Source organism: Christensenella hongkongensis (assembly GCF_000981035.1).
GTDB classification, from domain to species: Bacteria; Bacillota; Clostridia; order Christensenellales; family Christensenellaceae; genus Christensenella; species Christensenella hongkongensis.
Genome location: NZ_LAYJ01000112.1, coordinates 26,870 through 41,783, shown reverse-complemented (window position 1 = coordinate 41,783; position 14,914 = coordinate 26,870). Strand labels below are relative to the sequence as shown.

Annotated in this window: 14 protein-coding genes; 8 read left to right on the top strand and 6 right to left on the bottom strand. The window is 50.0% G+C overall.

Features of this window, described 5'->3' with window-relative positions; genetic code table 11:
• Nucleotides 1-161 precede the first annotated feature (161 nt).
• From CHK_RS10275 to CHK_RS10250, 7 genes are all read left to right on the top strand, one after another.
• On the top strand, nt 162-2,063 hold the full coding sequence (locus tag CHK_RS10275) for a fructose-bisphosphatase class III (protein WP_046443970.1): 1,902 nt from the start codon (nt 162-164) through the stop codon (nt 2,061-2,063).
• 79 nt (nt 2,064-2,142) lie between these two features.
• A complete protein-coding gene (locus CHK_RS10270; RefSeq protein WP_052740518.1) occupies nt 2,143-2,934 on the top strand; it encodes a YdcF family protein in 792 nt (263 codons plus the stop codon).
• 237 nt (nt 2,935-3,171) lie between these two features.
• On the top strand, nt 3,172-3,453 hold the full coding sequence (locus tag CHK_RS10265) for a FeoA family protein (protein WP_330379245.1): 282 nt from the start codon (nt 3,172-3,174) through the stop codon (nt 3,451-3,453).
• Nucleotides 3,450-5,444, top strand: coding sequence for a ferrous iron transport protein B (feoB, locus tag CHK_RS10260; protein ID WP_046443969.1), 1,995 nt, complete (start codon nt 3,450-3,452; stop codon nt 5,442-5,444). Before CHK_RS10265 ends, feoB begins: the two co-directional genes overlap by 4 nt.
• Nucleotides 5,445-5,469: 25 nt before the next feature.
• Nucleotides 5,470-5,634, top strand: coding sequence for a FeoB-associated Cys-rich membrane protein (locus CHK_RS16135; RefSeq protein WP_082103508.1), 165 nt, complete (start codon nt 5,470-5,472; stop codon nt 5,632-5,634).
• 23 nt (nt 5,635-5,657) lie between these two features.
• Nucleotides 5,658-6,578: a DUF5996 family protein gene (locus CHK_RS10255; RefSeq protein WP_046443968.1), complete on the top strand. Its 921-nt coding sequence runs from the start codon at nt 5,658-5,660 to the stop codon at nt 6,576-6,578.
• An 18-nt stretch (nt 6,579-6,596) separates the two neighbouring features.
• Nucleotides 6,597-7,337, top strand: coding sequence for an alpha/beta fold hydrolase (locus CHK_RS10250; protein WP_046443967.1), 741 nt, complete (start codon nt 6,597-6,599; stop codon nt 7,335-7,337).
• Nucleotides 7,338-7,442: 105 nt separating this feature from the next.
• On the opposite strand, the gene CHK_RS10245 is transcribed toward CHK_RS10250, so the two are convergent.
• The 3 genes from CHK_RS10245 to CHK_RS16130 form a co-directional block, all read right to left on the bottom strand.
• Nucleotides 7,443-8,531, bottom strand: a complete 1,089-nt coding sequence (locus tag CHK_RS10245) for a hypothetical protein (RefSeq protein WP_046443966.1) — start codon at nt 8,529-8,531, stop codon at nt 7,443-7,445.
• A gap of 4 nt (nt 8,532-8,535) precedes the next feature.
• Nucleotides 8,536-9,441 (bottom strand): adenine-specific DNA-methyltransferase, encoded by a 906-nt coding sequence (gene yhdJ / locus CHK_RS10240; protein WP_046443965.1) that lies wholly within the window; start codon nt 9,439-9,441, stop codon nt 8,536-8,538.
• Between the two features lie 127 nt (nt 9,442-9,568).
• Nucleotides 9,569-9,952 carry a helix-turn-helix domain-containing protein gene (locus CHK_RS16130; RefSeq protein ID WP_082103507.1) on the bottom strand — a complete coding sequence of 128 codons (384 nt, stop codon included), beginning with the start codon at nt 9,950-9,952 and terminating at the stop codon, nt 9,569-9,571.
• A 277-nt stretch (nt 9,953-10,229) separates the two neighbouring features.
• Here CHK_RS16130 and CHK_RS10235 point away from each other — a divergent pair, with 277 nt between their 5' ends.
• The gene (locus tag CHK_RS10235) at nt 10,230-11,213 is read left to right on the top strand and encodes a hypothetical protein (protein WP_046443964.1); all 984 of its coding nucleotides are present in this window, start codon (nt 10,230-10,232) and stop codon (nt 11,211-11,213) included.
• A gap of 100 nt (nt 11,214-11,313) precedes the next feature.
• Here the strand turns inward: CHK_RS10235 and leuD are convergent, their stop codons facing one another.
• From leuD to cimA, 3 genes are all read right to left on the bottom strand, one after another.
• Nucleotides 11,314-11,805 (bottom strand): 3-isopropylmalate dehydratase small subunit, encoded by a 492-nt coding sequence (gene leuD, locus CHK_RS10230; protein ID WP_046443963.1) that lies wholly within the window; start codon nt 11,803-11,805, stop codon nt 11,314-11,316.
• Between the two features lie 18 nt (nt 11,806-11,823).
• On the bottom strand, nt 11,824-13,080 hold the full coding sequence (gene leuC, locus CHK_RS10225) for a 3-isopropylmalate dehydratase large subunit (RefSeq protein WP_046443962.1): 1,257 nt from the start codon (nt 13,078-13,080) through the stop codon (nt 11,824-11,826).
• A gap of 114 nt (nt 13,081-13,194) precedes the next feature.
• The gene (cimA, locus tag CHK_RS10220) at nt 13,195-14,769 is read right to left on the bottom strand and encodes a citramalate synthase (RefSeq protein WP_046443961.1); all 1,575 of its coding nucleotides are present in this window, start codon (nt 14,767-14,769) and stop codon (nt 13,195-13,197) included.
• Between the last annotated feature and the right edge of the window lie 145 nt (nt 14,770-14,914).

Sequence of the window (14,914 nt, the reverse complement as noted above, 5' to 3'; positions counted from 1 at the left end):
TATCATAGAAAATTTCCCCAATCACAGAAAATCCATTCCTATTTTTCATAAAATGCGTTAAAATATGAGATGTGCGAACATTGCAAGTGTTTATTTCATTATGAATATCACATCGTCACATCCGCTGGCGCGACATCATTTTTTTCGAAAGGTTTTTGAAAATGTCTGAAACAAATACGAAGTATCTGGAACTATTGTCGCTGAAATACCCAACCGTCCAGGAGGCGTGTACGGAAATCATCAACCTGCAGGCCATCCTGAACCTTCCAAAGGGAACGGAGCATTTTGTAAGCGACATCCACGGCGAGGCCGACGCGTTTTGCCACATCCTCAACAACGCCTCCGGCGTGATTCGCGAAAAGGTTGACATGCTTTTTGAAAAAACGCTTTCCTCAAAGGAACGCACCGAGCTGTGCACGCTGATTTATTACCCCGAGCGCAAGCTGGAAAATATCAAAAAGAACGCCGACGACCTTGCGGAATGGTACCGCATCACGCTATACCGGATGATCGATATCTGCAGGCTGTGCGCCTCCAAATATACCCGTTCCAAGGTGCGTAAGGCGCTTCCAAAGGATTTTGAATATATCATCGACGAGCTGCTCCACACCAGCCACGGCGATAAAGACAAGCAGGGCTATTACGAACACATCATTTCAACCATTATTGAAATCGGCAGGTCAGACGCGTTTATCACCGCGCTTGCCGGAGTGATCAAGCGGTTGGTTGTAGACCGGCTGCACGTAGTCGGCGACGTATTCGACCGCGGGCCGCATGCAGATGTAATCCTCGATAAGCTTATGGCCCACCACGCTGTCGATATCCAGTGGGGAAACCACGACATTTTGTGGATGGGCGCTGCCGCGGGAAGCGCGGCGTGCATTGCGTGTGTGCTCAACATCAGCACAAAATATTCCAACATCGATTTTGTGGAAACCGCCTACGGCATCAACCTGAGGCCGCTCGCGCTGTTCGCTCAGGAAACCTACACCGACGATACCGACCTTCTGGACCATATGCACAAGGCAATCGCCATCATCCAGTTCAAGCTGGAAGGCCAAACCATTATGAGGCATCCGGAATACGACATGGACGACCGCCTGATCCTCGACAAAATCGATTTTGACAAAATGACCGTTCTCATCGACGGTAAAACCTACGGGCTGAACGACCACGACTTCCCCACGATCGATCCCAAGCATCCCTATAACCTGACGCAGGAAGAGGCCGAGGTGGTTTCACAGCTTATCTATTCCTTTATGCAAAGCGAAAAGCTGCAACGCCATGTCAAATTCCTCTTTTCGCAGGGCAGCATTTACCTCACCTTCAACGGCAATCTTTTATTCCACGGCTGTATCCCCATGACAAAGGAAGGGGAATTTTACCCCTTCGACTTTGGCGGCGTGTGCCGCAAGGGCAAAGAACTGATGGATTATGCCGACGCGCTCGCGCGGCAGGGGTATTACGCCAAGGAAGGAACGCAGGCAAGGCAAACCGGGCGCGACTTTCTCTGGTACCTGTGGTGCGGCAAACGCTCGCCCCTCTTTGGGCGCAGCAAAATCGCCACCTTTGAGCGTATGTTTATCGACGATAAGGATTCGTGGACAGAGGTAAAGGATCCCTACTACCACTGGGTAGAGCAGCAGGATACCTGCGAAAAAATATTGCATGAATTTGAACTCGACGGAAAATATTCCCATATCGTAAACGGGCATGTACCCGTGCGCTCCAAGGATGGCGAGCTTCCGGTGCGCGGGGGCGGCAAGCTCATCGTGATCGACGGCGGCTTCTGCCGGGCATACCATAAGCAGACGGGCATCGCGGGCTATACCATGTTTTATAATTCCTATGGCATACGCCTTGTGTCCCACGAGCCGTTCCCCGGCCTTTCGGATGCGGTTTTGAACAACAAGGACATCCTTTCCACCTACGTTGTGTTCGATACCGCGCAGGAGCGCATCACCGTGGGAGAGACGGACGTCGGACGCGCGCTGCAAAACGATATCGACGACCTCACCGCGCTGCTGGACGCTTACCGCGACGGTACGGTGAAAGAAAAATGAAGGATTCCTTAACTTAGGCCGTATTCGGTTGACATCAGCGCCCCGTCCCTGTATCATAACAAAAAAACAAGGCGGGCTTATGAAAAACAAAAAAGCATTAAAAATATTACGCGTCATATTATTTGCCCTCGGGCTGTTATTTGTGGTTTATTCAGGTATACTGCTCAGCATGAACAACTTTAATCTGGGCAACGTGCTGCCCGGGCTTCTTGGAATCCCGCTGCTGCTTTATGGAATTTTTGCGCCGCACCTCAACAAATGGTTTTCCCACGGCCCTGGCAGGGTGGTCAAGTGGATTTTTATCATCGGCTATCTTTTCCTGATCTGTGTTTTTACAGTATTTGGTATACGGATGGGTGTCGCCGCAAATACCGTTCCGCCGGAAAATGCGGACGCTGTTATCGTGCTTGGCGCGGCGCTCAAAGGCACGCAGCCGTCAGATACGCTCGCGCGCAGGCTGGATACGGCAATCGGCTACGCGCAGCAAAACCCGGGCAGCGTGATTGTGGTAAGCGGCGGCCAGGGCCCGCAGGAGGATATCCCGGAGGCCCACGCAATGCGCGATTACCTCATAAGCCACGGAATCGGCGAAAACCGCATCCTCGTGGAAGACCAGTCGCGCAGCACGCACCAGAACTTTGTCAATTCCAAAAAGATACTCGACGAACGTTTTGGCGAAGGCAGCTATACCACCGTATTCGTAACCAACGATTACCACATACTGCGCGGGCTGATCAACGCGCAGGCCGCGGGCATGACGGACGTGCACGGCCTCGCCTACCGCTCGCTGATCTACACCGCGCCACCCTCTTATATGCGCGAATCGCTTGCGCTGCTTGCAACCTACGCGTTCGGCGCGGATGTAACATAATACGAATCCTGCAAAAGCGGACGGAATCCCGTCCGCTTTTTGTTTGGCAGTTGTCCGGCAATGCTGTTGCCATAGCATGACAGCCCTGCAACCTCCTTTCAGGTTTTATCCATATTCCCCCGCCCCGCAGCGCCCGCCGTTCCTTTTGGGAAATACATTTCCTTTGATTGACAACCGGTATCTTTTCTATTACCATTAGTGTAGGTTAATAGCGGGAAAAAGCGGAGGTCGCGTCCTGTGGTTAGCCTTGGCTATGTGCCAACAAGGGAGTGTCAGGATCACGATATGCACACATTGAATCAATTAAAGCCCGGGGAATCGGGCATTATCAAAAACGTAGGGGGCTTTGGCGCGCTTCGCCGCAGGCTTCTTGAAATGGGGCTCACCCCCGGCACGCGCATCATGGTACAGAAGATGGCGCCGTCCGGGGATCCAATCGAAATCCATATCCGCGGTTACCAGCTCACGCTGCGTCGGGACGACGCCCGGCAAATCGAGCTTATGGAGGAAGGCGCATGAATACATTGATTGCGCTTGCCGGTAACCAGAACTGTGGAAAAACCACCCTGTTTAACCAACTGACCGGATCAAACCAGCACGTGGGGAACTTCCCCGGCGTAACCGTAGAGCATAAGGAAGGCCGGATCAAAGGCGAAAAGGACATGTCCGTCGTCGATCTTCCGGGTATTTATTCCCTTTCACCCTACACGCCGGAGGAAATCGTCTCACGTGATTTTATCATACGTCAAAATCCGGATGCGATTTTAAATATCGTAGACGCGACAAACCTGCAGCGTAATTTATACCTTACCCTGCAGCTGATCGAGCTGAATAAGCCAATGGTCATCGCGCTTAATATGATGGACGAGGTGCGTGCAAACGGCATCACAATCGATATCAAAAAACTGAGCGAAGACATAGGCGTTCCCGTGGTACCGATTTCGGCAGCCAAAAACCAGGGCGTGGAAGAACTCGTGGAGGAGCTAAAGCGCGTCATCAAAAACCGCGAGCTTCCAAAGCGCACCGATTTCTGCGGCGGCGAAGTCCATAAGGCCCTGCACGCCGCGCGCCACCTGATCGAAGACCATGCGGCTGCCGCGGGCTATCCGTCGCGTTTTGCCGCGTCCAAGCTCATCGAGGGCGACGAACCCTTAGAGCAGGCGCTGGAGCTGGACGAATCCGATAAAGACATTTTGCAGCATATCATAGACCAGATGGAGGAGGGCGTTGGCACAGACCGCGAAGCTGCCCTCGTGGATATGCGCTACAAATACATTGAGCAGCTGTACGACGAATGCGTTTCCCAAAAAAGCAGCACGCGCGAAATGCAGCGTTCCGTCAAAATCGATAAGGTGCTTACGCATAAAATATGGGCGATACCCATCTTCATCGGCATTATGGCGCTCATTTTTTACCTGACCTTTGATTCCATCGGCGGGCTTTTAAGCGGCCTCATGGAGGACGGCATCGCAGCGGTCACAGACCTTGCCGACGCGGGGCTTACCGCCGCAAACGTCTCCCCGTGGATGCACTCCTTTATCATTGACGGCGTGTTTACAGGCGTTGGCAGCGTGCTGTCCTTCCTGCCCGTCATTGTAATCCTCTTCTTTTTCCTGTCCATATTGGAAGACTCCGGCTATATGGCGCGCGTCGCGTTTGTCATGGATAGCTCCCTGCGTAAAATCGGCCTTTCAGGCCGCTCCTTCGTGCCGATGCTGATTGGCTTTGGCTGCAGCGTACCGGCAATTATGTCTGCGCGCACCCTTGCAAGCGACAGGGACAGGAAGCTTACGATTCTCATTACGCCGTTTATGTCGTGCGGGGCAAAGGTGCCGATTTACGCGCTGTTTACCGCCGCGTTTTTTGTAAAAAACCAGGCCCTTGTAATGACCTCCCTTTATGTGCTGGGCATTATTGTGGCAATCGTCACCGGCCTGATTCTCAAAAAGACGATTTTCAAAGGCAATCCCGTGCCGTTTGTGCTCGAGCTGCCCGCCTACCGCCTGCCCTCGCCAAAGAGCGTGCTGCTGCACATGTGGGATAAGGCAAAAGACTTTCTGGTACGCGCGTTCACCATCATTTTCATCGCGAGCATCATCATCTGGTTCCTGCAGTCCTTTGACTTCCAGTTCAATTTCGTAACCGATAATTCCACCAGCATCCTCGCGGGCATCGGCAAGGCCGTCGCGCCCATATTCGCGCCCCTTGGCTTTGGCAACTGGCAGTCCGCCACAGCGCTCATTACCGGTTTATCCGCCAAGGAAACGGTTATAAGTACATTGTCGGTACTTACCGGCGGCGAACAAATGCTGACCTCGCTTTTCACGCCGCTCTCGGCTTATGCGTTCCTGTCCTTCGTACTGCTGTATATGCCGTGCGTTGCGGCTCTTGCGACCACAAAGCGCGAGCTTGGCGGAAAGAATGCGGCCCTTACCATGCTCTATCAAACGTGCGTTGCCTGGGTGATCGCGTTCCTTATTTTCCAGGTCGGTTCGCTGTTTCTCGGTTAAGTCCCTTCACCGGAGGCTTACAATTATGGTTGAGATTATTTTGGCGGTCGTCATCGTTGCCGCTGTCGCGGCGGCAGTCACCTATATCGTCAAAAAAAAGAAAAAGGGCGAGTGCGTCGGATGCAGCGAGTGTAACCGCGCAGCCGGATGCAGCGGTTGCCCCCACAATAAAACCAGGTCTCCGAAATAATAACTTTTGGAGGTTTCTTTTTTATGGTACAAACTTTAAATTATGACAAATGGGCCGATACGGCGTATACGCTGCACATGCTCGCGCAAATGATGGGCAAGGTAAAGCTTGTGCGGATGCCCGCGCAGCCGGAATGGGGCCACGTAGTGCTCGATTTCACGGCGCAGGGGCTAACCACAGGGCTGATTCCCAATGGAGAGCGCAGCTTTACGATTTCGCTTAACCTTGACACCTCCACCGTTTTCACACAGACGGTTTCCGGCGATACGGCTGGTTTTTCGCTCCGCAACAATACGTCGGTCAGCGAGTATTACAACGATTTCAAAAAGATGCTCGGCATCCTCGTGTGCGATACGGTGATCAACGAAGTCCCGCAGGAAATGAGCACCAAAACCCCATTTTACGACGATACGGATAAGCGCAACTACGACGCGTGCGCGGCAAAGGACTTTTTCAGCATGTACGTATACGCGCGCAACCGCCTGCTTGAATTTGTCTCGCCCTTCCGTGGCAAAAAGGTGATTCCTTCGTTTTTCTGGGGAACCTTTGACGTGTCCGCCATCCTGTTTTCCGGCAAGCCCAGCCCATTTTCCGGCGGCGGTGTGATCGAGCAAAACGGATTTGACGAGCAGTTTATGGAATTTGGCTTCTGGGCGGGCGACGAAACCCTCCCCGCGCCCTCGTTTTTCATCATGCCCTACCCGTTCATCAAGGACGATCTTGGGCAGGAAAGGCTGAAGCCGGATAAGGCAATATGGAGCACCCAGAAAATGGAATACTTCCTGACGCTGGACGACGCGCTTTCCACTCCCGATCCGGATCAGGCAATCAGGGATTTCTTCCAGAACGCGTTTGACGTGGTCACAAAGCACGAGCAGTGGGATTGTATCGATTGGTTCACAAAACCCCTCTTAATCCCTGAATACAGGCACAACGTAAAATAAGCAATCAAGGTTAGCCGTATGAGAAAACAAAGAATCCTGAAAATCGTCATACTTGTGGTTGTGGCCGCACTCCTGTGCGCGGTTTTCATTTACCTCAGCACAGGCAATTACGGGGCCTCCGGCGCTGCGAAAGACGCTCTGACGTCCGGCGGCGGCGTGACGGTGACGCAGACAGATCAAACCATTGCATTGATTCCTGATCAAAATGAGGGCAATAACGCTTTGATATTCTATCCCGGCGGCAAAGTGGACGCAGAGGCTTACGCCCTGCTCGCCCGCGACATCGCCGCACAGGGCGTTTCCTGCTTTATCGTGAAAATGCCTTTCGACCTTGCGGTTTTTGGCAGCGGCAGCGCAAAAGGCGTGATCGACCAGAACCCCGGAATTGAAAACTGGTATATCGGCGGGCACTCGCTCGGCGGGGTTATGGCTGCAAATTACGCCGCAAAAGACGGGCGGATCAAGGGAATCGTGTTTTTGGCCTCCTATCCAAATTCCGACCTCTCCGCAAGCGGATTGAAGGCAATCAGCCTCACCGCCTCAGAAGACCAGGTGCTGAATTGGGATAAATACAACGAAGCGCTCGTGAATTTCCCCGCAGATACGCTCTACCAGGAAATCGACGGCGGCAACCATTCCGGCTTTGGCAGCTACGGTCACCAGAACGGAGACGGCGAAGCGCTCATTTCAAACAAAGTGCAGCAGCAAATAGCCGCTGATGCAATCGTGGATTGGATCGCGGCGCAAAGCAATGCTTGATAAAAAATAAAAGCGCGGGTTCCGCGCTTTTTTAGTTTAAATAATTACCTGCAACCTGGTTTGCCGGCACGTTTATGCCTGGAGAAATGTTATAGATGAGGGAAATCATTCCTCAAATGGCAAATTCAATTCCAAATGATAGTACAAATTAATATCACGGATCAAATCATCAACGGATTCTGGCGATAGTTCCTCCAGCCATTCCTTTAGTTCATTTATCGTGATTATTTCTTCGATTGCTTTTTGATATCGTTCTTTAATAACCCGCATTCCGCCTGAACGTTGTTCGATATATTCCTCTAATTCTTTTTCAATTTGTTCCTTGGAATTAATAGTTTTAATAACAAAAGTGATCGGAAAATGCAGTACCTTATCAATATCCAGTAAATATTTATCGTAATTATTGACTTCCGTAACCTGGAAAAATCTGCCCAATGGCCTTAATACAAAATCTATACCACCATCATTCGCATTTGTGCGCCCGGTTTTATACAAGGCTAAATACTCTTCTTCTAACTCGTCTACGGTATAACCAATGTAAATTTTAATTTTGCTGTAATGGTTTTTCAAGATTGAATATGATATGATTTCAAATATCCTCGCCTCTGCTTTTTCATCTAGTAAATCACAAAGCTTGGCTTTTTTTGTCGCGCAGGAATCTGTCTTAATCAGCTCGTCGAGGTCTCCTAATAGTTTGTTGTCCTTTAACTGGAGCAAATTAATGTATTCTTCAATGATTTTAATTGCGCATTTTGATAGATCGACGCCGTCTGCATATAAATAATCGATATGTATCTCATATTTTCCGGAATTATTAATAATCAAATCATTTGCATGTTTCGAAACAATTTTACTCTTAAACTCACCGTTAACCCGTGAATTGAGCGCGTGATTTTGAAGTTTATTGCCACCATATAAGCTTCGATAGAATGCGAATAATTTTGTATACTCGTATCCTTCAAAATCCCTGTATTCCTCAGGTTTGTTATAATAATCTTTTTGGTAAAAATGTAAGATGGCATAAATCGCATAAATGTTGCCTAAACTTCTTCTGGATTTACTATTCCCATAAATAGCGCCTGTTTTTAAATCAATATACCTTAAAAGCGGGCTGCTATCAAATAAGGCATCAATATCGATCTCCGGCTGGTCTATGAATTCCTCCTGCAAGATCGCTTTTACAAATTCTTTCATTTGTTTACTCCTCATACAACAAATTATTTTCAATGACGTTTGCATGGTCAAGTTTTGACTTGTTTTTCGTTTTGCGTGATTTATCTTTTTTCAACAGTTCGCCATGATACTCAAGTGTTACTCCAGCGCGCCTTAGTCCAATTTTGTAATAATCGATGTTGTTATCAATTCCAATCGAATAACGTCCCAATCTTCTTGCGACTGCCGACGTGGTAAAAGATCCGCTGAACGGATCCAATATAATATCACCTTCTTTACTGGAAGTCGTAATGATTCTTTCCAGTAACTTTTCCGGCTTTTGAGTAGGATGGTTTTCGTACTCCTCCATCCTGAATCTAACCCTGTTAAACTCCCATACATTCCCCGGAATCTTTTTTGTACCATAAGGCTGCGGAGGCGTTTTTCTGTAATCGATTAGCTTTCTTTGGGCGCCCGTCTTCGTTTCTACAGCAATATCTTCATAATTAAAAACATACTGTGAACTTGAATTATGTGTGATCATCAAAATAGGCTCATATAGTGATCCAAAGCGCTTTTTTGATTGCACGCCGGATGAATCATAAGTCCAGATAATTCTGTTTATCACATAATATTTTTCATCGACATACCTGTCTAATATAGGCATATATTGTGTTGACGACATAAAATACATCGTGCCATTTGGTTTCAGGATACGCATGCACTCATCGATCCATAATTTACACCATTCAAAATACGCGCTTATGTCATTCCATTTGTCATTGGAAATACCAAAATCCTTCCCAATCCCGTATGGCGGATCGGCGAAAATTAAGTGAACGCTGTCGGATTCTATTTTTCTTAAAACATCGATACAATCTCCATGAATCACGCATGAAAATTCGTCCTCCAACAGCTCAATATCCTCTCTGTTGGTAAATACATTCTCCATCTGTAACACCTCAATTAAATAATAACATATCTATATGCCATTTCAAAGTCAGGAAAACAAAGGATTACCGCCTGTGTCCTGGCCGGCAAAGCAGTCAGCATTTAAAAAAGCGCGGGTTCCGCGCTTTTTACTTTTTATCACGATACATTTCAAATGCTTTAAGCAAGGTGCTAAGAGTACTCTTATCTAACGTTCGAACAAGATCATAAAGCCTAAGTAAATCTTCATTGCTCATTTTCTCGCCCAATAAATTTGATATTCTATCGAGTGGTTCATTTACAGGACGATCAATATTGAAAAATTCTGATAATGTCAATCCATAATATTTGCAGATCGTATTTATGCTACTAACCGTCGGCATTTTTTGTTGGCGCAACAAATTAGACAAATACGATGTTTGATGTCCCATCAATTCGCTTAATGTTCTCAAGCTTTTATTGCTATCTGTCTTCAACAATTCCTTGATTCTATTTAAGACAAATTTTTTCAGACGTTGCTCTGCATCACTCATAATAAATATAGTATAGATTTACATTAAATATAATTGTCATCTTTAGATTGCATTATTGACATCTTTAAAGTACAATAATATCAACCCACAACCGCGCGCGCTTCGGTGCAGGCTGTCTATCCAAAACCCCAACATCATCCAGTCTACACCCTTCCGCGCCGCCCGTGGGTTAAATTACCGGGAAAGCAACAAATTTTAATGCGCATTTGTTGCAATACCGGCACAAATTGCAGGAGCGGGCGCCCTGTCCCCGCGCTGCCAAAAAGGAGTGCCTGTTATGGAACAGATGGAAGAGGGCGGCTGTATCTTTTACGACAACCGCAAAAAACGCAATCTGGCTGCCGACCATAAATTGTGCGACGCGCTCCGTTTGCAGGTTGCATATTTATTCAGGCGCCACCATGTGATCGATTTTTTGGTGCTGGACAGCTCGGACTCCGATATTGTTTTCAGCAGCATCGTGGACGAATACAGGAAAAGCATACGCCGCAGCACAAAAATATCCTGCACCATATATTTCAAGAACTTTTGCGGAAATCTGCACAATTACCATACCAATTTCAACTGCATGGCCCGCTACGACGATATTTTGAAAGCGGTGGATTGCGTCGTCCGGCAATCCACCCGCCTATTGCTGCTGGACGACGGCACCCTGCAAAAGCCTTATATTTACGAGCTTGCAGACAGCATGAAAATACCCATCTATATTGTCGATCCCACCCGCCAGACCTTCCGGGTAAAGCATCAGGCAGGTTACAGCGATTCTTTGAAGCAGGCGTTTCTCAACGTGCGGGCGTTACGCGCCATCGTCCCCCACAACCTCAAAAAGCGTCTTGCCGCTTTGAAAGGCGGCCTTACGGGAGTCAACGACCAAATACACCATTGGGAAATGGTGGAAATCCTGCAAGGGCGCGAGCCGGGCAGGGGCGTTTTATTTAAACGGCTTTTCCAGGCGACGGCGGTGAAGCTGAAACAGGAAATACGCGTTGTCAGCGCTCTTCTGGAATATGGGGACAAGCGCCTGAACGCGCTGTATTGGAAGGCGAAGGAAGCGGATGAGGAAGCGCGCGAAATCTTTTATGTAGAAAGCTCGGAGGTGTTTACATACCCTTATTATGGCAACCCCGGGCTTTCCCCCGAAACAACCGGCATCATATTGGAAGCAGACAAAACCGTGCTCCGTTTCCGCAAAGCCTTCAACAAAAAGTCCGCCGCGCGGGGCGGCTTTACCATCAAAGGAACGCTTTTTATCATCCGCTGACAACGCCCATACGCAAAAAAGGATATTGCATATGCAATATCCTTTTTCTTTTCATACAGTTCTGCACATCGTCCATGCCTTGCGTGGCTTTGGACGGTTCTTACAGCTTGTCCTGCTTCACCGCCTCTATCAGCCCGCCCGATGAAATGATATCCTGGATAAACTCCGGGAACGGCTGCGCCTGATAGCTTTTTCCGCTCGTCAGGTCGTGGATTGCTCCGGTGGAAAAATCAACCTCCACCTCGTCGCCGTTTTTGATCTCGTCCGCAGCCTGCTCGCATTCCAAAATCGGCAGCCCGATATTGATGGAGTTGCGGTAGAAGATGCGCGCAAAGCTCTTCGCGATCACGCAGCTGATGCCCGCTTCCTTGATCGCAATCGGCGCGTGCTCGCGCGAGGAGCCGCAGCCAAAATTCTTTTCGCCGACCATAATGTCGCCCTGCTTCACCTTCTTGATAAATTCTGTATCGATATCCTCCATGCAGTGGGAGGCAAGCTCCTTCGGATCGGAGGTGTTGAGGTAGCGTGCGGGTATGATTACGTCCGTATCGATATTATCCCCATATTTAAAAACTGTGCCTTTTGCTTTCATACTATCAAACTCCCTTTCTCAGATATCCGTTGGCGAAGCAATCCTGCCCGCAATCGCGCTTGCCGCGGCGACCTCCGGGCTAGCAAGGTATACTTCCGATTTCACATGCCCCATTCTTCCCACAAAATTCCTGTTTGTGGTCGCAACCGCACGCTCGCCCTCAGCGAGGATGCCGCAGTGCCCTCCCAGGCACGGCCCGCAGGTAGGCGTGGAAACCGCGCATCCCGCCTCTACAAATATCTTCAGCAGGCCCTCTTCCATTGCCTGCAAATAAATCTTCTGGGTTGCCGGGAAGATAATCGTGCGTACGTTCTTTGCTACCTTCCTTCCAACCATGATTTCCGCGGCGGCGCGCAGGTCGCTGATCCTGCCGTTTGTGCACGAGCCAATCACAACCTGGTCGATTTTAATGTCGCCCACCTCGTCGATTGTCTTTGTGTTTTCCGGCAGGTGCGGGAACGAAACCGTGGATTTGATTTGCGACAAATCCAAGTCGATCACGCGGGCATAATCCGCGTCCGCGTCCGGCGTATAAACCTTGAACTCCCTGTCGGAATGCTCCCTGATGTATTCGATGGTCTGGTCGTCCACCTCAAAAATACCGTTTTTGCCGCCCGCCTCTATCGCCATGTTCGCAATGCACAGGCGGTCGTCCATCGTGAGGGAGGCAAGCCCTTCTCCGCCAAATTCCATGGACTGGTAAAGCGCCCCGTCCACGCCGATCATGCCAATGATATGCAAAATCACGTCCTTGCCGCTGACATATTTTTTCAGCTCGCCACGGAGGTTAAAGCGGATTGTCGGCGGAACCTTCAGCCACACCTTGCCCGTTGCCATTGCAGCCGCCATATCTGTAGAGCCAACCCCCGTGGAAAACGCGCCCAGCGCGCCGTAGGTGCAGGTGTGCGAGTCCGCGCCGATCACTGCGTCGCCCGCCACCACAAGGCCCTTTTCCGGCAATAGCGCGTGCTCGATGCCCATTTCCCCAACGTCGAAGAAATTGACGATGCCGTGCCTGCCTGCAAATTCACGTACCAGCTTGCACTGCTCGGCAGCCTTAATGTCCTTGTTTGGCGTAAAGTGATCCATAACGAGCGCGATCTTGTTTTTATCAAACACTTCCTTGCCCGTCTTATTAAATTCACGAATGGCGACGGGGGCTGTGATGTCGTTCCCAAGAACCATGTCCAGGTTCACGGAAATGAGCTGCCCCGTGGTGGTGCTGGGAAGGCCCGCGTGAGCCGCCAGTATTTTTTGCGTCATTGTCATGCCCATAAATTTTATACTCTCCTTTATTCTTGTATCATACAGCGATATCACTCCAGGCAGGTTATGCAAAACCTGCGATAAATTGCCGTAACCATTATACCATAACAGCCTAAGCCTGTTTTATACCTTGTCAAGCGTCAGCTTGTACTCGATCGAATCGGTGAGTGCAAGGAAACTCGCCTCGATGATATCGGTGGAAACGCCCACCGTATTCCATGTGTGCTTCCCGTCCGTGGATTCGATCAAAACGCGCACCTTTGCCGCCGTCGTCGCCGAGCTTTCCAGCACGCGCACCTTGTAGTCCGCAAGGCGCATGTCCTCGAGCGACGGATAGAAACCCTTAAGCGCATTTCTCAGCGCAAGGTCAAGCGCATGCACCGGGCCGTCGCCCTCCGCGCCTGTAATGCGGGATTCCTCTCCCACCTTTACCTTAATGATCGCCGAGGACGGATACTCCTGGTTGGTAAGCGGCTGCTCGCCGATAATCTTGAAGTATTCCAGTGCAAAATACTGCTTGTATTTTCCAAGCAGCCTTCTGATCACAAGCTCAAAGCTCTGCTCCGCCGCCTCAAACTGGTATCCCTCAAATTCAAGCTGTTTCAGCCTGTCCACAAGCTCGCCCACCACAGGGTCTTTGACCGTAACGGCAGGATCCACACGCTGTATCTTTTTGATCAGCGTCGCCTTGCCGGAAACCTCGCTCATCAGGAACCTGCGGTTATTGCCTACCTTTTGCGGATCCACGTGCTCAAAGCTCTCGCGAATCTTTTTCACGCCGTCAATGTGCATTCCGCCCTTGTGCGCGAATGCGCTCGAGCCCACATAGGGGCTGGAGGAAGGCAGCCAGATGTTTGATATATCTGCAATCCTGCGCGCCGTTTCCGTCAGGTTTTTGAGGTTCTCTTCTCCAAGAACCTCATATCCCCGTTTCAATTCCAGATTGGGAATAACCGTGGAAAGGTTGGCGTTTCCGCAGCGCTCGCCAAAGCCGATAAACGTGCCCTGCACCTGCCGCGCGCCCGCCTCTACTGCAAACATGGTCTGCGCTACCGCCATGCCCGTATCGTTGTGGCAATGGATGCCAACCTGCACGCCCGGAAATTCACAAACGGCTTTTTGCGTCACGTCCCCAATATCCGTGGGAAACGTCCCGCCGTTCGTATCGCACAGGCAAAGCACGTCCGCGCCGCCGCGCACTGCCGCGGCAAGCGCGAGGAACGCGTATTCGGGGTTTGCCTTAAACCCGTCAAAAAAGTGCTCCGCGTCAAATACCACGTATTTGTCGTGCCGCTTCATATATGCAACCGTGCTCTCGATCATGGAAAGATTCTCTTCCAAAGTGGTGTTAATCACCTTTTCCACGTGGAGATCCCAGCACTTCCCAAAAATGGAAACCGCGGGGGTATCCGCTTCCAGAAGGCTTTTGACGTTGGAATCCTCCTCCGGTAAAATGTTCTTGCGGCGGGTGCTCCCAAACGCGCAAAGCTGTGCGTGCTGCTGCTTTTCCCCTTTGAGCCTGCGGAAAAATTCCAGATCTTTGGGGTTGGAGGCGGGGTTCCCCGCCTCGATGTAGTCGATTCCCAGCCCGTCGAGCGCGCGGACAATATTCAGCTTGTCCTCCACCGAGAAGGCGATGCCTTCCCCCTGCATCCCGTCGCGCAGTGTAGAGTCGAACGTATATACTTTCTTGCTCATTCAAATACTCCTTTTTTAAACGCGGCAGGCACGTACAGGTATGTGATATCGTTCGCGACGCACTTGCAATCAGCACTTGCCGGCGGACACACGGGATGCCGCAATGAGGAGCCGTATCGCGTTGAATTACAGTTGCTCCAACAGG

Excerpts from the sequence above, each read along its gene's own strand:
- CHK_RS10275 (WP_046443970.1), top strand. The coding sequence starts at position 162 with ATGTCTGAAACAAATACGAAGTATCTGGAACTATTGTCGCTGAAATAC.
- CHK_RS10270 (WP_052740518.1), top strand. The coding sequence starts at position 2,143 with ATGAAAAACAAAAAAGCATTAAAAATATTACGCGTCATATTATTTGCC.
- feoB (WP_046443969.1), top strand. The coding sequence starts at position 3,450 with ATGAATACATTGATTGCGCTTGCCGGTAACCAGAACTGTGGAAAAACC.
- CHK_RS16135 (WP_082103508.1), top strand. The coding sequence starts at position 5,470 with ATGGTTGAGATTATTTTGGCGGTCGTCATCGTTGCCGCTGTCGCGGCG.
- CHK_RS10255 (WP_046443968.1), top strand. The coding sequence starts at position 5,658 with ATGGTACAAACTTTAAATTATGACAAATGGGCCGATACGGCGTATACG.
- CHK_RS10250 (WP_046443967.1), top strand. The coding sequence starts at position 6,597 with ATGAGAAAACAAAGAATCCTGAAAATCGTCATACTTGTGGTTGTGGCC.
- CHK_RS10245 (WP_046443966.1), bottom strand. The coding sequence starts at position 8,531 with ATGAAAGAATTTGTAAAAGCGATCTTGCAGGAGGAATTCATAGACCAG.
- yhdJ (WP_046443965.1), bottom strand. The coding sequence starts at position 9,441 with ATGGAGAATGTATTTACCAACAGAGAGGATATTGAGCTGTTGGAGGAC.
- CHK_RS16130 (WP_082103507.1), bottom strand. The coding sequence starts at position 9,952 with ATGAGTGATGCAGAGCAACGTCTGAAAAAATTTGTCTTAAATAGAATC.
- CHK_RS10235 (WP_046443964.1), top strand. The coding sequence starts at position 10,230 with ATGGAACAGATGGAAGAGGGCGGCTGTATCTTTTACGACAACCGCAAA.
- leuD (WP_046443963.1), bottom strand. The coding sequence starts at position 11,805 with ATGAAAGCAAAAGGCACAGTTTTTAAATATGGGGATAATATCGATACG.
- leuC (WP_046443962.1), bottom strand. The coding sequence starts at position 13,080 with ATGGGCATGACAATGACGCAAAAAATACTGGCGGCTCACGCGGGCCTT.
- cimA (WP_046443961.1), bottom strand. The coding sequence starts at position 14,769 with ATGAGCAAGAAAGTATATACGTTCGACTCTACACTGCGCGACGGGATG.